20 protein-coding genes are annotated in these 19,577 nt (G+C 66.9%); 4 read left to right on the top strand and 16 right to left on the bottom strand.

Going from position 1 to position 19,577, the window contains the following annotated elements; translation table 11 throughout:
* Positions 1–48: 48 nt before the first annotated feature.
* From ACFV9W_RS15950 to ACFV9W_RS15895, 12 genes are all read right to left on the bottom strand, one after another.
* Positions 49–294 (bottom strand): helix-turn-helix domain-containing protein, encoded by a 246-nt coding sequence (locus ACFV9W_RS15950; RefSeq protein WP_385760588.1) that lies wholly within the window; start codon positions 292–294, stop codon positions 49–51.
* Positions 295–752: 458 nt separating this feature from the next.
* A complete protein-coding gene (locus ACFV9W_RS15945) occupies positions 753–2,228 on the bottom strand; it encodes an ATP-binding protein (protein ID WP_385760585.1) in 1,476 nt (491 codons plus the stop codon).
* A 2-nt stretch (positions 2,229–2,230) separates the two neighbouring features.
* Complete coding sequence (locus ACFV9W_RS15940) at positions 2,231–3,109, bottom strand: bifunctional DNA primase/polymerase (protein WP_385760582.1); 879 nt, start codon at positions 3,107–3,109, stop codon at positions 2,231–2,233.
* Positions 3,110–3,199: 90 nt separating this feature from the next.
* Positions 3,200–3,568: a hypothetical protein gene (locus tag ACFV9W_RS15935; RefSeq protein WP_385760579.1), complete on the bottom strand. Its 369-nt coding sequence runs from the start codon at positions 3,566–3,568 to the stop codon at positions 3,200–3,202.
* A 13-nt stretch (positions 3,569–3,581) separates the two neighbouring features.
* Positions 3,582–4,025: a hypothetical protein gene (locus tag ACFV9W_RS15930; RefSeq protein WP_385760576.1), complete on the bottom strand. Its 444-nt coding sequence runs from the start codon at positions 4,023–4,025 to the stop codon at positions 3,582–3,584.
* Positions 4,026–4,036: 11 nt separating this feature from the next.
* Entirely contained in the window at positions 4,037–4,231 is a 195-nt protein-coding gene (locus tag ACFV9W_RS15925; RefSeq protein ID WP_385760574.1) for a hypothetical protein, read from the bottom strand.
* Between the two features lie 94 nt (positions 4,232–4,325).
* Positions 4,326–4,577, bottom strand: coding sequence for a hypothetical protein (locus ACFV9W_RS15920; protein WP_385760571.1), 252 nt, complete (start codon positions 4,575–4,577; stop codon positions 4,326–4,328).
* A gap of 141 nt (positions 4,578–4,718) precedes the next feature.
* Complete coding sequence (locus ACFV9W_RS15915; RefSeq protein ID WP_385760569.1) at positions 4,719–6,956, bottom strand: cell division protein FtsK; 2,238 nt, start codon at positions 6,954–6,956, stop codon at positions 4,719–4,721.
* Positions 6,957–7,034: 78 nt separating this feature from the next.
* On the bottom strand, positions 7,035–7,421 hold the full coding sequence (locus ACFV9W_RS15910) for an RRQRL motif-containing zinc-binding protein (protein ID WP_385760566.1): 387 nt from the start codon (positions 7,419–7,421) through the stop codon (positions 7,035–7,037).
* Entirely contained in the window at positions 7,421–8,524 is a 1,104-nt protein-coding gene (locus ACFV9W_RS15905) for a conjugal transfer protein (protein WP_385760563.1), read from the bottom strand. Before ACFV9W_RS15905 ends, ACFV9W_RS15910 begins: the two co-directional genes overlap by 1 nt.
* Positions 8,521–8,790: a DUF6284 family protein gene (locus ACFV9W_RS15900; RefSeq protein WP_385760561.1), complete on the bottom strand. Its 270-nt coding sequence runs from the start codon at positions 8,788–8,790 to the stop codon at positions 8,521–8,523. Before ACFV9W_RS15900 ends, ACFV9W_RS15905 begins: the two co-directional genes overlap by 4 nt.
* Before the next feature lie 116 nt (positions 8,791–8,906).
* Positions 8,907–9,080 carry a hypothetical protein gene (locus ACFV9W_RS15895; protein WP_385760558.1) on the bottom strand — a complete coding sequence of 58 codons (174 nt, stop codon included), beginning with the start codon at positions 9,078–9,080 and terminating at the stop codon, positions 8,907–8,909.
* Between the two features lie 433 nt (positions 9,081–9,513).
* Here ACFV9W_RS15895 and ACFV9W_RS15890 point away from each other — a divergent pair, with 433 nt between their 5' ends.
* From ACFV9W_RS15890 to ACFV9W_RS15880, 3 genes are all read left to right on the top strand, one after another.
* Positions 9,514–9,897: a GntR family transcriptional regulator gene (locus ACFV9W_RS15890; protein ID WP_385760555.1), complete on the top strand. Its 384-nt coding sequence runs from the start codon at positions 9,514–9,516 to the stop codon at positions 9,895–9,897.
* Between the two features lie 127 nt (positions 9,898–10,024).
* Entirely contained in the window at positions 10,025–11,209 is a 1,185-nt protein-coding gene (locus tag ACFV9W_RS15885; protein ID WP_385760553.1) for a hypothetical protein, read from the top strand.
* Between the two features lie 18 nt (positions 11,210–11,227).
* The gene (locus tag ACFV9W_RS15880; protein ID WP_385760551.1) at positions 11,228–11,941 is read left to right on the top strand and encodes a creatininase family protein; all 714 of its coding nucleotides are present in this window, start codon (positions 11,228–11,230) and stop codon (positions 11,939–11,941) included.
* Between the two features lie 26 nt (positions 11,942–11,967).
* Here the strand turns inward: ACFV9W_RS15880 and ACFV9W_RS15875 are convergent, their stop codons facing one another.
* From ACFV9W_RS15875 to ACFV9W_RS15860, 4 genes are all read right to left on the bottom strand, one after another.
* Complete coding sequence (locus ACFV9W_RS15875) at positions 11,968–12,978, bottom strand: DUF2726 domain-containing protein (RefSeq protein WP_385760548.1); 1,011 nt, start codon at positions 12,976–12,978, stop codon at positions 11,968–11,970.
* Between the two features lie 111 nt (positions 12,979–13,089).
* The gene (locus ACFV9W_RS15870; protein WP_385760545.1) at positions 13,090–13,866 is read right to left on the bottom strand and encodes a hypothetical protein; all 777 of its coding nucleotides are present in this window, start codon (positions 13,864–13,866) and stop codon (positions 13,090–13,092) included.
* 171 nt (positions 13,867–14,037) lie between these two features.
* Positions 14,038–15,720, bottom strand: coding sequence for an HNH endonuclease (locus ACFV9W_RS15865; RefSeq protein ID WP_385760542.1), 1,683 nt, complete (start codon positions 15,718–15,720; stop codon positions 14,038–14,040).
* Between the two features lie 947 nt (positions 15,721–16,667).
* Positions 16,668–18,440, bottom strand: a complete 1,773-nt coding sequence (locus tag ACFV9W_RS15860) for a dolichyl-phosphate-mannose--protein mannosyltransferase (RefSeq protein WP_385760539.1) — start codon at positions 18,438–18,440, stop codon at positions 16,668–16,670.
* Between the two features lie 63 nt (positions 18,441–18,503).
* Here ACFV9W_RS15860 and rsmI point away from each other — a divergent pair, with 63 nt between their 5' ends.
* Positions 18,504–19,388 carry a 16S rRNA (cytidine(1402)-2'-O)-methyltransferase gene (gene rsmI, locus ACFV9W_RS15855; protein ID WP_385760536.1) on the top strand — a complete coding sequence of 295 codons (885 nt, stop codon included), beginning with the start codon at positions 18,504–18,506 and terminating at the stop codon, positions 19,386–19,388.
* Positions 19,389–19,577: the final 189 nt, after the last annotated feature.

Below are 19,577 nucleotides of genomic sequence, written 5' to 3'. Positions count from 1 at the left end.
CGGGGTGGCCCTCCCTGGGGAGTTGAACAGTGGATTCGGCTGGGGACGTCAGGCGGCGTCGGCGTCCACGCGGCGGAGTTCGGTCACGTAGATCTGCACGTCGGCCGGGTCATAGCGCAGGTGCTTGCCAATGCGGAAGCCGGGCGGGCCGATGCGCTTCTTGCGCCACTGGTAGACGGTTTCCTTGGGCACCTCGAACATCTCGGCGAGGTCATCGGGGGTGAGATACCGGTCGGGCAGGCCGCCGCGGAGGGTGGCACGGGGGTCGGAGTCAGCGGTACGGGTTCGGCTCATGGGGTCCTCGGGAGTTGAGGCCGGGGCGCTTCAGCGCTGTGTGTGTCCGAGGTTGGGATTTCTGCGTCACAGCGTCACCTACGTCATTCATGCTTCTGACCTGCGGTTTTGGGTGACGCAGGGGTTTGGGGTGCGTCACCCGCTGCGTCATCGGTGACGCAGGCCGGTGACGCAGATGACGCACGATGACGCAGCGATCGGGCGTCTGCGTCACCCCCGTAGCAGCAGGTCAGGGACCGGTTTTCACGCGTTGGTGACGTTGGTGACGCAGGATCTCTTCTCTTAGGAAAATAGGGAGGGTCTTTGTTGTGGTGCTGTGCGGCTCAAGGCGTGAAGAAGGAGCCGCTGCGCGGCACGTCTTATGGGGCGGCGCGTTGCGCCGAACAGCAAGAAGAGCACCCGGTCGCGCGGCCTGGTGCTCTTCTTGCTTTAGCGCAGGGCGATTGAGGAGGCTCCGGTCAGATCAGCGCGTCCTGCTCGTGCGGGGGAGGGCTCGCCGGGATCGTCATTTCGAGGTAGCGGCCTTCCTTGGTGCGGCCCGAGTCGATGAGGACGCCGCGGGCGGCGAGGGTGGGCTGGAGGCGCTTGAGACGGTCCGAGAGGACCTTGCCGGTGGTCGGCCACCCTTTGGGTAGGGGACGGCAGTCCTCGCCGCTGTAGAGGCGCGTGAGGGCCTGTAGCCACTCGGTGGACGTCATCCGTTCCTCGCTACCGGGAACGAGCGTGCCGGCGTACTGGAGGACGGTCTGTGCGAGCAGGTCGCCCTCGATCACGTCGTCATTGAGGTCATCCAGGCTGGCCCGGTAGGCGTCCAGCGATCCGAAGCCGGTGGCTGCGTCGAGCTGCGCGCACAGGTGCGCGAAGTCCGCCATGCGCAGGTCGGTGGGAATCTCCGCCTGAGCGGCGCGGACCTTGACCGTGAGGTCGAGCAGCGAGCCCAGGACCACGGGCAGGATCTCCTCGTACTCGGCCCACAGCTCCGCTTCGGTGCGCCGCACGGTGGGCCGTTCCAGACGGAGCGGCAGGAGCCGTTCGGCGAGGTCGGGCCGGATCACGCCGACGTCGATACCGGTCATGAGCAGCGGGCGCCGGTAGCGGGCCCGCACCACGTCGCCATCGGTGTAGAGGGCGCGCTTGATGCTCTCGGCGCCGGTGACGATGCAGCACATCGCGTCCGACAGATCCGGGGACAAGTACGAGAGGTTGTCGAGCGCGGTGACCCATCCTGCGGCCACGGCCGCGGTCAGGTTCTCCTCGTCCTTCGGCGCGCGGCGCAGGTCGCCGCTCATGCCCTCGATGATCCGCACGAGCATGCGCCCGCCGGTCGACTTGCCCGCACCCTGCGGCCCGGTGAGGAACGGTGCAGGCACCGGCACGGACGGGCCGAGGCAACCGATCAGCCAGCCGATGGCGAGCGATTCGGTCGCGGCGTTGGCGAAGTTGCACAACCGCAACAGGAGATCGATGCCCTTGCCGTCGGTGTCCTTGGCCGGCAGCGGGAGTTCGCCGGTGAGCTGGGTGCGCCGCCAGCAGACCTCGGCCGGGTCGGGCGTGAGGATGTCCCACCCGGTGGGGTGGATACGGACCGACTTGCCGTCGTTGCGCCCGAGGTCGAGCCAGGTCGCGCCGTCGAATCCAGGCGCAACGCGGATGTGGACTTGCTGGACTTCCTGCTTCATCGCGAGTGCTTCGATCAAGTCCAACGCCTCCTTGAGGGCGGTGCCGTTGAAGACGCCGTGCCCGTCGTCGAACAGGCCAACCATGAGTTCCTGCCGGTGGCTCCCCGAGGTTCCTTGAGAGCGGATGGGGCGGGCGACGGGGTGGCCGTTCTTTTGCGCGTAGACGGTGCCGTCGGCGGTGCGGAAGTACCGGAAGTGGGTCTGCGCGTAGTCGGCGATGACCTTGCGTGCGGGGTTCTTCTCGTCGTCGGACATGCTCACAGTCCCAACGTGGTGCGGGCGTTGGTCCACGCCTCCGTGCAGTGCCGGGCCGTCTCGCCCTTGGTCTGCGCGGCCGTGAACAGTCGCGCAATGTGGTCCTCGGTGAGGCAGCCGCAGCGGCCGTGCGTGGACAGCACGGCGAGGAACGTGCGGTAGACGGTCGCGTGGATCGCGCTGCGGGCCTCCGTGATGCGCTGCTCGGCCATGGCGATGCCGCGTTCGAGGTAGGCGGGCGTGCGGTGCCGGCACTCCGCGGCCCCGGTGGGCATAGGGATGTGCGGCACAGACCGGGTGGTGGCGGGTGCCTTCGCGGTCAGGGCGCGCACGGCGTCCGGCAGGAGGGCCATGTCACCGCTTCCGAAGCCGAGCCAGCGGGCGTAGGACATCGTGGACTTGATGTCGACGCCGGGACGCACCGCGTTGGCCGACTGCGTGCGTCCGAGGTAGAGCCAGTGCTCCCCGCGGGTGGTGGTCACGGTCTGGGTGGCGGGAAGGTTCTCGCGGGCCCAGGTGATCGCGTCGGCGTTGTCGAGGTCGACAACGGTCAGGCCCGCTCCGCCGGGGTGGTAGGCGACCGCGGCCGCCCTCGTCCACGCGTGCCGCCAGATCCCGGAGTTGATGATGTCCGGGTCCTTGGTCGCGGCGGCCCAGCCGTGGCAGGGCGCCGGGCACTGGCAGGGGCCGGGGGTCTTCATGTTCGGTCGGCCGCCGCATGCGTTGTCGGTGCAGCGGCGGCAGTTGCCGAACGGCACCTTCCCGGCCCGAAGCGGCAGAGCGGGGAAACCGGACGCGGCGAGGTCGAGGGCGGTGTAGTGGTGCTCGTTGATGCCGTACCGGCGCAGGTGCTCTCGTCGGATGTCGGTCACTTGAGTCATGCTGGGAGACCTCCACAGGTCTGTTGTGGGCAGGTGGACAAGGGCGGCCCCGCGACTTTGGCGAGACGTAGGGGGCCGCCCTTGGCGTAGCTACTGGTCGTCGGTGGCGCGGTAGCCGAGCGGGGCGAGCGCGCTGTGTGCGCGGTCGAGGTGCTCGGTGAGCGTCTGGGCGATGAGCGCTGCGGAGGCGAGCGCGGAACGGGTCTCGCCGACGTGCTCGTCGGCGTCGCCGTAGTCGGCCGTGACGTTGCCGGTCTTGTCCAGCTGCTCCATGAAGGTGGAGAGCTGGTCGAAGGTCTGCGGCAGGCGCTGGGTGAGCGTCTTGAGGGAGGCGACGACCTCGTACGCGTCGCTCGGATAGGTCAGTTCGCCCTTGATGAGCTGGGTGGCGTGGTTGAGGCTGCGGACCGCTTCAGCGGCCTGGTCGGCCAGTTCGGCGGGGGGCGGGTGCGTGGTCATGTGGTGCTCCTCTTCAGCCGTGGAAGTGGTTGCGCTTGATGACGGCCTTGCGGATGTTGACCGTCGTTCCGCCGCGGCCCGATCCGAGGATCTGCACGGCGATGAACCCGCCGAAGATGACGGCGGCGAGGATGACGAGCTGTTGGATGAGCGTGGCGAGCGCGGCGACGAACGTGGTGAGCATCAGCAGGCCCCCGCATACGGCGAGGAAGCCGACGCCCCCGAGCGCGACGTTGACCGCGGCCCGAGAGACGGGCGGCTTCGTGGCGACCGGTTCGGGCTTGGCCGCGTCCATGGCGTAGCCGGTGACCACGCGACCGTCGGGCAACACGATGGACTGCACGGCGGCAATCTGGCCCGGCTGCATGGGCACCATCGGCGCCGCGGTCGGCACGGGGGTCGGGTAGTGGATGGTGTCCGCCGTGGCGGTCGGGCGGTGCAGGGTGGGTTCGTTCACGGCCGGTCCCTTCAGCTTCCGAGGTTCGGGATCGCGCTGGTGATGGCCGATACGAGGCCGTTGATGGTGCCGTTGGCGTCGGTGGAGGCGAGGTAGAAGCCGAACAGCACGGCGACCACGGCGGCGCCGCCCCCGAGTGCGCGGAAGCGCAGCAGGACGAGCAGTCCGGCGGCGAGCAGCAGAACGAGCGGGATCGTGACGGACATCAGGGCCGCCTTTCGGGTCAGTGGGCGGGGCAGGACGTGAGCAGCAGCCTGGGCGCGATGCCGAGCGCGGCCAGACGCGGCACGGTGGCGACCATCAGCGGGTGCCGGCGCGGTAGGTGCGGCGGCTGACGTTGTAGAGGTGGCGGCCGACGCGTATCCGCTTGCCGGTGGCCTTGCAGGCGCGGCAGTCCTTGCCGCGCTTGGCCTTGCCCTTGCGGTCGTACTTGAGGGCGTGGCCCATCCCGTCGCAGTGTCGGCAGTCGCCGAACGGGGACAGCCAACACCTGACGCTGTAACCAAGCGTGACGAGCAGCAGGAAGGCGATAGTGAGCGCGGAGAGAGTCATGACAGGGCCTCTCAGGCGGTTTTGAAGGGTTTCCGCAGGTAGGCCGCTATCCGCTAGCGGCCTGATCAGGGCCGGTTTGGGTCGCTAGCGGGGTCGCTAACGTTAGCGACGGCTGCCGCTAGCGCTAGCGACCCCAAAGGGCTATCCGGCGTCCCGCTTTTCGTTGCGCTGGGTAATCGCGGCGGCGATGTCGTCGCGCTTGATGCCGCGCTTGTTGACCGGCTTGCCGTCGATGCGGCGGCCGATCTGCTCGGTGCCGATCCCGAACGGCTTGAGCGCCGCGGTGAGCGCTTCGGCCTTCGGCTTGGGCTCCAGCTCCGCCCACGGCCCGTAGGCCTCGGGGCGCAGGTCGGCGAGTCGGTCGACGATGGTCTCCGACCACACCTTGGCCTCGCCCTTGCCGAGCACCTGCGCCACGTCGTCCAGGATCGTGGCGGCGTTTTCGGCGGCGGGGGCCTGTCCGGCGGCGTCGCCGGTGAGGGTGTCCTCGGCCTCGCGCAGGGCGGCGGCGCGGGTCAGGATGCGTTCCGCGTCGCGGCCGTCGGCGAGGTAGGTGCGCACGATCCCCGAGTCGTCGGACATGCCCTTGAGCAGGCCAACTCCTTTGTGGGACTTGAGCAGCTTGGACGCGTCCAACCCTTCGGAGTACGAGCCTGCACCGAGGATGGTGTCGGAGACCTGGTAGGCGCCGACCCGCAGCGCGAACCGGGCCTGGTGCTGGTCCCGCAGCTCGGACGGGCAGGCCTTGTCGTCCGGCTTCTGCGTCGACGTCATCACCGAGACGCCGACCGCGGGGGCGACGCGGGCGAGGTAGACGAGCAGCGACAGGATCTCCCTGCCGTGCTCGGGGTGCTGCAAGTACTCCTGCACCTCGTCGACGACGAACAGCGTGAGCGGCATGTTCAGCTTCTTGTCCCGGCTGATCTCCGGGGTGAGCTTGCCCTCCGGGCAGATGTGCAGCGGCAGTTCGGACAGCCGGTGGTAGCGGTCTTCGACGTCGGCCTTCAGCTCGCGCAGCGAGGCGAGCAGGTGCTCGACCGGGTCGAGGCCGTTCTTGGGCACGATGCCGAACCCGATCCGGTGCGCGACCAGCGCGAACTTCCGCCAGTCCGGCGACGCCTTCCCATCGAACACGTACAACCTGACGTACGGGTCCAGGGCGGCGGCGAGGGCGATGGTGCGCGCGGAGAACGTCTTGCCCTGCCGCGGCACCGCACCGACCAGCAGCGACAGCCACAGCATGGTCGCCATCACCGGGTTGCCGCGCTCGTCGACACCCCACGGGAACGGCTTCCAGAAGTCCACCCGCGTCGCCCCGAGCAGCGGCGACTTCCCAGACGGAACGGCGAGCGGGTCACGGTCCGCGATCCAGTACGAGACACGGCGGTTGCTGGTCTCGTCCGGGTCCATGAACAACTGCGTGGGCGCGATGTCCATGCCGGAGGCGAGGCGGCCGTGGGCCTTGAGCGCGTCCTTGAACGTCTTGCCGTACGGCAGGTCGACGACGACGCGCCAGCCGTCCCCGTCGCGGCCGATCGGGCGAGGGAAGGCGACGGACATGTCCTTCTCGGTCAGACCCGCCACCTCGTGCGCGCGGATCACGATGTCGGAGGACAGCTTGCGCTTGCGGAACGTCACCTTGGCCCGGTCGATCAGCGGCCGATCCGCCGGCGCCCCCGCCGCTCCAAGTGCCGTGGTCAGTGCGGCCATCGCGAGCATGAGCAGCCAGGACGGCGCCATCACATACAGCGTGAGGGCGGCGGCGAGGCCGATGAACGTGCCGAGGGTGGCGACGATGCCGCGCAGCCGCACCCGGTCATTGCGCTGGTGAGACAGCCGCAGATACTCCGCGGCGTCCTCCTTGACCACGGATGCGAGGCGCAGGGCCTTGCCCTCGGCGTCGAACACCCACCGGCCGACCGCGGTCGACCAGCGCCACGCACCGATCGGCGAGTACGCCACGATCTTCGGGGTGTAGACGACGGGCAGGCGCACCGCGTGATAGCCGACCATCGTCGAGTAGTGCCGCACCGCCCACTTACGGACGGCCTTGCGCTGGTCGGGCAGCTTCACCCAGTCCGGCAGGACCGGCAGGCGGGCCTTGTCCTTGGCCTCCATCCACTCCGCCACGCTCGGCGGATACGCCTGCTTGGGCGGGTCGACCTCCGCGCCCTCCGTCAGGCCCTCGGCCTCCGGGTCATCGGTGTCGGGGAGGTCGGCCTCCCACTCACCCGGCTTCGCCTCCACCTCGTCGGCCGGCACCGCCGCGGCGGCGGGGGTGGTCTCCTTGCGCAGGAACGGCAGCACCCGCGCCGTGGCCTCTTCTGTCTCTTCTTCCGGTGCCTCAACAGGCGGACCGGATACGTCGATCTCAGTCATGCTGAAGTGCTCCTTCACGGGAGTGAGGGGTTCGGCCGCCGCGGTGGAAGGTGAGCGGCCGAACCCCGAACAGGCAGGTCAAGCGGCGATCTGGGCGCCGGAGTCGTGGCACAGCAGGCACATGCCGAGCGACGTCGGCAGGCAGTAGCTGTAGGTCACCGAGCAGACGGGGCAGGTGCGGCGGGCGAGCATCGCCAGGGCGAGCGCACCCCACTTGCGGGAGGTCATCGGCCGCACCGGCTTCGCCAGGTCGACGCGGTAGAGGTAGGCGACCAGGGCGCCGGACTTCCGGCCCCGGTGACGCAGCATCAGTTGCGCGCACACGGGCTGTCCGGCCGGCCGCAGCCCCTTCGCGCGGAGCTGTCGGCGGGTGGCCAACCCGTCCGGGGCGTAGTGCCACGGGTAGGTCGGTATCCCGTAGCGGGCCCCGGTGGGGTCGTAGCACTTGCTGTAGGCGGTGCCCATCACGCGGCCTTGGCGCGCTCGGCACGTAGCGTCTCGCGCAGCGTGCGGGCGTTCGCGGGCGAGGTGTGCAGTTCGCGGCGCAGGCCCTCCGCGGTCAGCTTCGCGTCCGGCCATTCCGCCGTGACCTCGCGCGCCTCGGCGAGCAACTGCTCGGGGGTGCGCTTGGATCGGGTCGGCTTCGCGACGTCCGGCACTCGGCCGGTGGCGCGGCGGGGTCGACTCGATTCGGCGGCGACCGTGCGGCGCTCGATCGGGGCGACCGGGGCCGACTCGATCGCCTTCACGGGCTTGCTCGGAAGCGTCGACTTCAGGAACCCGACCTGCACCGCACGCGGCAGTACGAGCGAGTTCCCGGTGATCGGTGCGGGGGTCGATTCGGGCAGGTCAGCCGTAGACCGTTTCCTCGCGGTCTCGGTAGATTCCTCCGCATTCGCGCCCTCGATCGCCACGGCGTCGGGGGTGAGGTGGAACATCGATCCGAGGGCGGCGTCCGCGCCGATCGTGACGCGCTCGCGCTGCACATCGAGCAGCCTCGATCCGAGTGCCGCGTCCCCGGTCCCGACCTTGCGGGCGAACCGCCACGACTTCCGGTCGGACCACCAGCGGATCCGCTTGTCGGGGTGGTTGGCGGCGCGGGCTCGCTGGAACGCGAGGCGCTGCACGGTCTCGACCGCGCGTCGTTCGCCCTCGGCGTCGCGGCCCTCGGTGTGCACCGCGATCCGGCGCGCGAGGAACGCCATGCCTTCGGCGGAGACGCACATGCCCATCGGGGTGATGGCGTAGATGACCGTGGTGCCGGGGTTGTCGGCCGCCATCGCGGCCATGGCGGACGCGGCGGCTGGCAGCGCCCACAGTCCGAGGCGCACGATGCGCGGCGAGGACTGCCCGAGCATGGTCAGCCCGAGCAGGACCAGGGCGAGCACGGCGGTGGCGCCCTCGCCCGCCGCGACGGCACCGAGCGCGGTGCCCTTGCCGTAAGCGCCGCTGATGTTGGAGTAGGTGCCGATCCCGCCGAACACCCCGGTCGCGAGCATCGGCACGAACGCCATACCCAGGACAACCTTCTGAGTCTTGCTCAGCTCCTTGCCGGTACCGGCGCTCATGCGGCACCGCCCGTCTGGCTGTCCGTGCTCTTGAGCTGGTTGACGTGGGCGGCGAGCAGACGCCTACGGGCCCGGCGGATGCGCCGCTCGTCCAGTTCGGTCGGCGTCCGGTCGAGGGTGGTGATGTATGCGTCCAGCAGCTCAACGTCCGCCAGGATCACGGGCATCTCGGCGTCGATGGCGTTCAGCTCCGCGTTCTTGGGCTCCATGAAGTCGAAGCACTCGAATGCGGTAACAGCGTCCTGAACAGTGACGATGTGGTTCATGGGTCGTGGTCTCCCTAGCAGGTGGAAACGGCCCGAACAGCGCCCACCGGAGCGGCAACTCCGGTGGGCGCGCGCCGTTCATGGGGTGTGGGTGGAGCAGGCGGATACGCCGACGGCTAGAAGATCTTGATGCCGCCGGTCGGCTCGTATCCCTGGCTGCGCAAGCTGCGCTCAACCGTCTTCCGGGCGGCCTCCGGCGAGGACGCATACACCGTGCCGCACGCGTTCCCGTAGGTCGCAGAGGCCCGGGTGGCGGTGAGGTTTTCGGCGATGAAGTAGTACTTCTGCACGAGGTTCCCCCTCGGTCTCGGTCCGGCCTGTTCCGGCTCCCCTCAGCGCCGCTCGTACGAGACGAGCAGCGGAGGCAACCGGCCGCCGCAACGAACGCGGCGGAGAGGTTGAGGTACGCGATGCCAGTCCGCCCCGAGGGCGGATCTGGGCAGGTCACCCGGCCCGACATGGGCGGTCGGGATGGTGACCCGCACCCATCGACCGCACGTGTTCATGCGGCTGGGTCGGCACTCTGTTGAGTTCTCCGTAGCGCGTGCTCCGGTCCGTGCATCCGGGCGCTATACGTGCAGGTCAAGCAGGTAATTGCATGCAGCCGCTCGGCCCTTCCGGGCTCCCTTGCTGGCACGTAACAGCATGTACTAGTACGTGACATCGCGCAAGAGTGCCGCGCAATGAACGTGCTAGGTCGTGCTAGTGGGTACGCTCGGAAGCGTGACGATCGCTGAGGACGACCCCAGACAGCCCTACGAACAGGCAGCCGAGACCCTGCGACGCGAGATCAGGGATGGAGTCATCAAGCCCGGCCACAAGGTCGGCTCCGTGCGGGATCTGGCGGACCGTTTCCACATCTCGCCGACCACCGTGCAGAAGGCTCTCGGAGTCCTTCGCGACGAAGGACTTGTGATGACAACCGGGCGAGGCAGTTACGCCCGAGACCCGAAGCAGGCCGCCGAAACCAGTGGGGCCGGCGTCAGCCCGGACCTCTCGGAAGTCCTGCGCCAACTCGAACATGTCACCTCCCAGCTCTCGGAACTTCGCGGCCGGGTCGAGAAGCTGGAAGCGAGTCGCACCGGCCGCGCTGACAAGAACAAGTAGGCCCGATTCCAAGCCCGTTGGCAGTGGACAGGGGTTAACACCCCCCCTGTGTTACCTGTTAACGCCCCACGTCAGCGGTGTTATGGGCACCATGGAGTCCGCTACACCGTCTGACGTTGGGGGAGTCATGGAAACCAAGCTGAAGGCCGCGCGGCGTCACCGCGGCTGGACGCAGGCCGAGTTGATGGACTCGTTGGAGGACGCCGCGGCCCGGCTCGATATCGAACTCCCGTCGCGCTCCAGCTTGAAGACCCAGCTCTCCATGTTCGAGAACGGGCGTCGCACGCCCGGTCCCGACTACCAAAGCCTCTTCTGCGAGGTCTACGAAGCGACACGCAAGGATCTCGGGTTTGCCCTGGAAACCGCACCGTCGCAGCTCGATTCTCTGCCTAAGCTGCCGACCCCGAGTGGCCCAGCCCCGACGGCGACGCCGGAAGTCCTCGGCTACCTCAAGTCTGTGTTCGTGCAGCACGCCCAGGCGGAACCACTGGTCGGCCCCAGATTCCTTGTCCCGCCGGTACTCAGCCAGGTGCCCCTCATCGAGCAGTTGTGTCGGGACGCATCGGGGCCCATGCGGGGCGATGTCCTCCGCGTCGGGCTGCGATACACGGAGTTCCTGGGGTGGCTCTACCAGGACTCGGGCGACTCCAAAGAGGCGATGCTCTGGACGAACCGGGCCCTCGACTACGCCTACGAACTCGATAACCCGACCCTGAGCGCGTACGTCTTCCAGCGGCGCGCCAACATCGCGACAGAGGCTGGCCGAGCGGGCTATGCGCAGGGCCTGGTCAATGCCGCGCTGAACTACTCGGGCCGCATCCCGACCCAGATCGAGGCCGTCGCCTTACGAGCGCGAGCCAACGCGCACGCCGAGCTGGGCAACGCGAGCGAGACCGCGCGAGCACTCGAACAGGCGCGCATCCTCGCGGACAAGCCCCAAGGGGACGACGACGGTCTCGCACCATACGTGTCGGTCGAGTACATCGACATGGAGGCGGCCAACTGCGCCATCGCGCTCAACCGCCCCGAGGACGCGGTGAGGACTCTGGAAGAAAGCCTCACGCGGTGGCCCGCCCAGCAACAGCGCGACCGGGGCCTCTGCCTTGCCCGGCTCGCCACGGCGTACGCACAGAATGAGGACCTGGAGGGCGCCGTCCGCGCGGGCATGGAGGCGGTATCTATCGCCCAGGCCACCGGATCGGCGAGGATCTTGGCAGAGTTGACTCGGCTGCAAACGCACCTGGTGCCGTTCAGGAAGCTTGTAGAGATTGCTGAACTCAACCGGGCCGTGGGCAGTATGAAGGCGACCTGACGAAACCAGAGGAGAGCTGTGAGCCTGCTTCCCACGATCACAACCACTGACGTCCAGGAACAGGAACCCCGAGTCGCCATCCTGCCGATCGGCTCATACGAGCAGCACGGCGCCTACCTGCCGCTCGTCACGGACACGGCCATCGCGTGCATCATCGCCCGTGAGATCGCCGCCGTGTACCCGGTGCTCCAGCTCCCGCCCGTCTCGATCGCGTGCAGCCACGAGCACGGTACGTGGCCGGGAACGGTGAGCATCAGTGCTCGGACGCTTCACGCCGTGGTCAACGACATCGCCGCGTCGCTCGAAGCCCAGGGTGTCCGCAAGCTCGTGCTCGTCAACGCCCACGGCGGCAATTACGTGCTCTCGAACATCGTCCAGGAAGCCAATCTCACCGAACCGCGGATGACGCTCTTCCCGCAGGGCCGCGAGTGGAACCGGTCCCGCGAGCGCGCCGGCCTTGTGTCTGACGCACACGGCGACATGCATGCGGGGGAGATCGAGACGTCGATCCTTCTACACGCTGAACCGAGCCTTGTGCGCCCGGGCTACGAAACCGCGGACCATGACGGTGGAGAGCGCCCCTTCCTTCTGACACACGGGATGAAGGCATACACCGATACAGGTGTCATCGGCTTCCCTTCATACGCGACAGCAGAGAAGGGGAAGGCGGTTTTGGCGAGCCTCGTGGAGGATTTCGCGGAACATCTCGATGCGCTGGGACTAGATAGCTGAAAACATTCCGGAGCCTTTTTGACGTTTCACGTTTCCGTGTGGCGGTTTGGAGGAACCCTAGGCAGGTTCTTGGCTGCCCATTTCTCGACTTCCATTAGGGCCTTATGCCAAGCAATCTGTGGGCCAGCAGCCCAAAGTGAACCTCCGTGGGGAGGGCCGCACAACCCAAGCTCTTTAGTTTTTGGGTTCAGGTCGAATGGTGTGCGCTGGTTGGGAAATGTCGGGTAGGCGATGCGGGCCATGTACTCGCCAGTTGTCGCGAACCTAGGCTTGCTAGGCCACGACTCCCCGGCCCGTCGCAGTTCTACCTCGCAGAAGCTTCGGCTGTACATACCATGATTTGCCAGATCGGGAAGAGGCCCCTCTGTTGAAAGCTCCCACGTCACCTCAGCTGTCATTTCTCGCCAGTTGGGATCTAGCTCCAATGACAATCCTTCTCGGATCCCGTACGTATTCAGGAGGCGGGTCGACGTTTTCTGAAGAGGCGGATATGGATTGTTCAGGTTGAACAAGAAGTCAACGTCTAGTTCAGGTGGGGTGCTAAACAAGCCCTCTGAGATTTGAAGCGCGTCCCATTCTTCTTCGGGGATTGCTGCGGCATTCTTGTTGCGCTCAGATATCATTCCCGGGATGATTCGTTTATGGATCATCCAGCGTTTGATGAGCCACTCTAGGAGAGAGATACCGTCGATCGCCTCTAGGAGCTCATCTTCTATGCGGAGAATGGGGAGATTGGCCTTGGCGCAAATGCGATTCTTCAGGATATCCCGCCGGATTGCATCCGGATCGGTCCTGTGGCCCGGGCCATCGAACTCGAATGCCCAGATGGCGGTATTTGAACTTTGCCTATGGAGAGTGTAGTCAAAGTGCGCGTCTCGGAGGAAGCGTCGCTCATCTTCTGGGTCGCTGCGGCTGGGGGTGAATACATCCTCCAGTCGAGTTTTGGCATTGACCCAATAGAGTGTGTCCGCGGTGGCAAACGTTAGGATTCGACGTGTTCGCCTTTCTGATTGATTCTCGAATGCGTTAAGTTCCATAATTCTCCCGGCAGGGGGTCTCTTGTGGGTGAAGTCTGCGCACTCTGTTGGCTACTCACTCCACAGCGGTTCCCGCCAACCTGATGTGACACGTTCTATGGCAGGGCAGGATCAGGGCGCCGCGTTTTGTTGCCGTGGGGTCAGAACACTCGCTTTATCCCAGATCTCCATGTAAGTGGATGCCAGGGAGCTCCCCGCTGTCTCGCTCAAAGGAATCACCATGCTGTGATTCTTTCCGATCGAATTAAGCGATGTCCCGATGGCCACTACACTGCCATTGTCGCCGACAGCAAACCGATCGTGAAGCGATTCTGCTACTCTCAACTCCGGCCTATCATCTTCATCGATAACCGCAAGGGCAAGCTGAAGCTGAGAGATTGCAGTATTTCCAGTCTTCCGGCTGGTCAAGATTTGCCGAATCTGTGTGTGATCCATAATCGTCTCAAGCTGGTCATACCGGAAGTAGGGGTCGATGAGCATCCCCGTTCCGATGTCCGCCAAGACGCCTACTACCTTCACGTACGCGAAAGGGTCCGCCGGATCCAGAAGTACTTCAGTGGCGCTTTCCGAGTCGGCGTCGACCACAGGTGCCGAGAGCTCGTCGAGGATGGCTTTACCGAGTCTACTGAGCTTCACATGGCCGTCATCGACGGAAACCCACTGTACGCGCACGAGATATTCAAGCCAGCTTTCGGTAGGGACATTTCGTTTCGCGAACATCCTCTCCACGTCACGGAAAGTGCTAAATGGGCCCTCCCTTACCTCTGTCTTGCGAAAGGGGCCCCTCGCGTAGGCTTCAAAGTCTGACACCGAAAGGTTGTGCCCACGTCGAGTCACAGCTCCGACGTAGAAGAGCAAGCGGTGAGTGTTCTCATTGGCTATCTCCATGCCTGCATTATTGCGCCATGTCGTCTTGGTGTCAGCCGATTTGCTGCAGGCTGACGGGAAAGCCGAGTTACGGCAATCAGGATGATCACGCACTTCCATCCAGGATTCGTTGGCTGGGCAGCGATCTCCAGAATCTCCCCGAGGGTGAGGAGCTAGTGCGGACATGCCAAGTCACCCGAGCATCGTTTCGTGAAGGTGCTCCGCAGTAGCCGCAAGGAGGCGGGTGAGCCTCGCCTTGTTCACTCCGTAGGTCTTGAGCGCATGGCAGTTCGGACACAGAGCGATCATGTTCCGTGGGATGTCTGGCCCTTCCTTGGACAGGTCCCTAACGTGATCAACCTGCAAGATGGGCAGGCCGGCTTTGGTCAGCTCGGTGGGGTGGCCGGCGCACTCAGGGTTTTCACACCTGTTCTGACAGCGCCTGAGGACTGCCGCTCGCGCGCTGGGGTCGCGGATGTACCTGTCGGCCTCTGTGGGCTTCTTCTTCCGCTCACGGCGTTCAGCGTTCGCCTCCGCCCTCTCCGCGAGGCGTTTGTACGCGTCCCCGTCGCTCTCCGCAGCGTCGGGGGCCTCCGGGGCTAGCGCGACGTCGCTGGGGCGATAGTCGTCAGTGTCGTCGTGCAGTTCGCCGGTGTCGGCCTCCAGCGCTTCAAGGACCTCGGGCGGCCAAGTCTCGTGCTCTGGGGATGGAACTGGCGCCAACACCCAGAGAAATTCGCGACGTGGCAGCTTGTCTGCTCCGACACCCCAGCGCAGTCGACGCTGCACGATCACAGCCCAGGTTTCGAAGCTCCACTGCCCCTGGAATGGCTTGTGCCAGTAGCGCAGCGGCCGGCCAACGTCTTGGTGCTCGGCCATGAGCGCGTTGCCGGCGGTCAGCTTCTGGTCGCCAGAGAGGCCGTCCCCGACGTAGGCGATCCACGTTGTATCGGGGATGCGGCCGTCGGCATATGGGCCCTTGTCATCGGAGAACGCGCTCAGGATGCCGTCGGCGAGGCAGCCGATGCCTCCCATCTTTTCGCCGCCGTAGGTTCGCCAGATCGCATCGCGGTCCTTGAAGGTTTCACCGATCAGAGGCCGCAAGGCGTCCGGCCACCGGCCGGCGAGTAGGTCATGAAGGCCGAAGTCCTCCAGGAACCCCACTGGGAGGAGGTGGAAGTATCGGGCGATCAGCCCTGCGGCTGTTGCCGCAGCGGCCTCAGGCTGCGAGCGAAGCAGGTTGTAATCATCCTCACGCAGCCCCGCTGAAGGGTCGACTGCGTTGAGGGATTCCAGGGTTGGGCGACGCTCTCGACTCGTCAGGGTGAGTCCTTCTGCCTGCTCAACGATCCAGAGGTCGTCGCGCACGAGGGCCCAGAACGGGTAGCGAGCCCCATCTACGCCGTCTTCAGTCCGGCCGTACTTTTCCATCAGGGGCGCGACTGCGTCGCGAGTGGCCGACCAGGACTGCAGACGAGGCGCACCGGCTGTGGCCTGCCCGATTGCCCACAGGAGGAGGATGGGGCGGTGCAGGGCTGGGCCCTTCGCGCGGCGGGCCGGCCGCACGTCGCCCACTCGTCGGTGGAAGCTCTTGGGAGGCTCCACAACAGTGAAGCCTTCACGCCGCAGCCAAGCCACTGCGTGCCTGAGGCCACCGCTGAGCCCTGGAGAAGATGGCTTGAGGGCGGTGCCAAAGTCGTACAGGTGGGCGACGCCGGCTATGGCCTTGGAGTCGTACAAGTTGCCTTCGTACTCAAGCAAGTACGTTGCCGCGGCTTGGAATCCGTACGTAGCTCGGAACGCTTCTGGGCCGAGCCGATCGTGCTCCGCAATCGCCTGCAGGATGCCTGCACGAGTGATCTCCGAGGGTGCCATGGGCGACACCGTAAAGCAGGGCACTGACAGTGAAGATGGCGCTGCCGTGTGCGGGGGCAGTAGCTGGGCGAGAGTTCGCCAACCTTCGCCACCCTTGAACGGGCACTCGCGCCACTGGTCCACCAGCTACCTTCTTGAAGGTTCGATACCTCTCTCCCCGAGCGCCAGCCTGAACCGGGCGGGCCCCAACTCTGTTGGGATCACTGAGAGATGGGAGATCGAATCAGATGAAGCGATCGACACGACGAGCACAATGCCGCAGGCGTAGCCAGTTACCGGACTGGGTTCAGCTTGTGGTCTTGGTCCTGACTGCGGTCACTGCCATCGCGGGGTGCATCGAACACTTTGTGTGATGCAACAGAGGCGTTCCGGACGGTGGGTTGGGCGTGGGGCGAGCCCGACCGCTGCGTAGTCGGCCGGACCCGCCCGTAACCCGCATGTGGGCCTGGCTCCGGGGGGCTACCCGGAGCCAGGCCGTCATGCGGCGTAGGTGCCTTTCGGCTCCATGACGAGGAAACCTCAAGTCGTCAAGTGCTTCAAGCGGCGGAAGCCGCTTCATGATCCAAAAAGCGTAGCGAAACCCCTGGTTAAGGCGTGGCGCGAGGTGGCGATTAGCCGCTTTTCAAGAAGATCGTCTAGAAGTGCCTGGTCAGGGCTCTGCAAGGGGTGGCGAAAGGTGGCGAATTGAGGTGATCGGCAGAGCCGGTTGAAGCGCCCCTTGGCGGAGGTTCCCCCATGCGCCCTTCGCGACTGCACCAACTACCCACCCCCCCCCAGCGCAGATGGGGGCCGGGTCGGCCCGCTGTGAAGCTGCGAGATACGCGGGTGCGGTGTGCTGGCTTGGGCCGTCCCTGGGCCGTCCGAGGGCGGCCCAGGTCGACCAACAACGACCAACAACAACGGGAGGGGTGCGGCTGTGGCCGTGCCCCTCCCGTTCGTTTGCCCAGCTAGACCCAGGTGTCGAGCCACATCCGTGACCGCCACGAGTCGACCGGAATCGCGTCCCCCGTATAGATCGGCCAGAAGTAGATGAAGTTCCACGCGATCAGCAGCACCAGCGCGCCCGCGCCCGCCGCGCCGATCACCCGTCGGCGCTCCGGTGAGCCCGGTTTGCCGATGATCGCGCCGAGCATCATCGCGAGCGCCAGGCAGAGGAACGGGGCGAAGACGACCGCGTAGAAGTAGAAGATCGTCCGCTCCTGGTAGTTGAACCAGGGGAGGTAGCCCGCCGCGATGCCGCACAGGATCGCGCCCGCCCGCCAGTCGCGGCGGAAGAACCAGCGCCACAGCACGTACAGGAGCGCGAAGCAGGCCGCCCACCACAGCAGCGGCGTGCCGAGGGCGAGGACCTCGCGGGCGCACTTCTCGGCGGTGTCGGCGGCGTCGGCGGGGCAGCCCTGCGCGCCCGGCTTCGGCGACTCGTAGAAGTACGAGACGGGGCGGCCGTCGACCATCCAGCTCCACGGGTTGGACTGGTAGGTGTGCGGCGAGCTGAGCGTGGTGTTGAAGTTCCACACCTCGTGCTCGTAGTGCCACAGGCTGCGCACCCAGTCCGGCAGCCAGGTGAAGCTGCCGCCCTTGCCGTCCGTCGCCGCCCAGTTGCGGAAGTAGCCGCCGGAGCCGTCGGAGGGGGAGAGGATCCAGCCGAGCCAGGACAGCACGTACGTGGCGATGGCGACCGGGACCGTCGAGACGAACGCCGGGACGACGTCCCGCTTCAGCACCGCGCGGTAGGGGCGCTCGGCGCCCGCGACGCGACGCGAACCCACGTCCCACAGCACCGACATGAGCGCGAACGCGGCCAGGAAGATGAAGCCGTTCCACTTCGTCGCGGCGCCCAGCCCGAGGCACAGCCCGGCGAGCAGCCGCCACGGCCGCCAGCCGAGGCGCAGCGTCTCCGCGACCTCGGCGTCCGGGTGCGGCAGGCCGTGCTCGTCCACGGGCAGCGCGGCGGCCAACTGCCCGCGCGTGCGCTCCCGGTCGAGCACCAGACAGCAGAACGCCGCCACCACGAAGAAGACCAGGATCGAGTCGAGCAGCGCGGTGCGGCTCATCACGAACGCGAGCCCGTCGACGGCGAGCAGCGCGCCCGCCAGGCAGCCGAGGAACGTGGAGCGGAAGATGCGGCGGCCGATCCGGCAGATCATGAGCACGCACAGCGTGCCGAGGACCGCCGTCATGAACCGCCAGCCGAACGGGTCGAACCCGAACATCCACTCGCCGATCCCGATGACGTACTTGCCGACCGGCGGATGCACGACGTACGAGGCGTCGTGCGGGATCGGTACGTTTCCGCCCGTGGCCAGGATCTTGTCGTTGGCGTCCTTGGGCCAGTTCACCTCGAAGCCGCGGTGGATGAGCGCCCACGCGTCCTTCGCGTAGTACGTCTCGTCGAATATCACGGCCTTCGGGCTGCCCAGGTTCCAGAACCGCGCCAGGCCCGCGACGAGCGTGACGAGCAGCGGGCCCACCCAGCCGACGATCCGCTCCGCCTGCGCGGCGGAGAACCGGCTCAGCCCGAACGACGCCCACAGGCGGCCCCCGAGCGGCGGGAACGGCGGCACCAGTCGCGTGCCCACGGCACCGCTTCTGGCCTGCGCCCGGTATCCGTACCTGCGCAGCCCGCGCAGCCACGACGACTGCTGCGGCTCCACGCTTGCGGCCTGCTCGGTCGGTGCGCTGGTCGGAGTCGCCCCGGACGACGACGCGGTACTGGTCACGCGCGCCATCGTAGGGAACACGACTGTGCGAGTCGTGTCGCCCGCTCCTGCGAGACTGGAAACGTGACAGGAACCGCAGAATCCCCCGCGTCCCCCGGAACCCTCGTGCTCGCCGGCACCCCGATCGGTGACGTGTCGGACGCGCCGCCGCGCCTGGCCCAGGAGCTGGCCACCGCCGATGTCGTCGCCGCCGAGGACACCCGGCGCATGAAGCGGCTCACGCAGGCGCTCGGGGTGCAGGTCGGCGGGCGTGTCGTGTCGTACTTCGAGGGCAATGAATCGGCGCGCACGCCGGAGCTCGTCGAGGCGCTCGCCGGCGGGGCGCGTGTGCTGCTCGTGACGGACGCGGGGATGCCGTCCGTGTCCGACCCCGGCTACCGGCTGGTCGCGGCCGCCGTCGAGCGGGACATCCGGGTCACGGCCGTGCCGGGTCCCTCCGCCGTGCTGACCGCCCTCGCGCTCTCCGGCCTCCCGGTCGACCGCTTCTGCTTCGAGGGCTTCCTGCCGCGCAAGGCGGGCGAGCGGCTCTCCCGCCTCAAGGAGGTCGCCGAGGAGCGCCGCACCCTCGTCTACTTCGAGGCCCCGCACCGCCTCGACGACACCCTCGCCGCGATGGCCGAGGCCTTCGGCGAGGACCGCCGCGCCGCCGTGTGCCGCGAGCTCACCAAGACGTACGAGGAAGTGAAGCGCGGCGCCCTGAAGGAGCTCGCCGAGTGGGCCGCCGAGGGCGTACGGGGCGAGATCACGGTCGTCGTCGAGGGCGCGCCGGAGAAGTCCGCCGACGACCTCACCCCCGATGAGCTGGTGCGCAGGGTGCGCGTGCGGGAGGAGGCCGGGGAGCGGCGCAAGGAGGCGATCGCCGCGGTCGCCGCCGACGCCGGGCTGCCCAAGCGCGAGGTGTTCGATGCCGTGGTGGCGGCAAAGAATGCGGCGCGGACCACCCCATAGGGGCGTAAAGGGCTAACCTGAAAAGCAAAGCGAAGACCGCGCGCCCGGCCCGTTTCGGCAGGGAAAGACCAAATCGGATCCAATAGTCGACAGGGCTTTTGCGCTCGGCCCAGCGGAGGCGTCCACTGGTTGAAGGGGACGCACCCGTCCCCACGCTGCTGAAGAGCAGCGTTTGTCCAGCGGGCAAGA

The sequence above is a fragment of the Streptomyces sp. NPDC059897 genome, assembly GCF_042730865.1.
Classification (GTDB): Bacteria; Actinomycetota; Actinomycetes; order Streptomycetales; family Streptomycetaceae; genus Streptomyces.
This window is presented reverse-complemented; position numbering and strand designations above follow the sequence as displayed.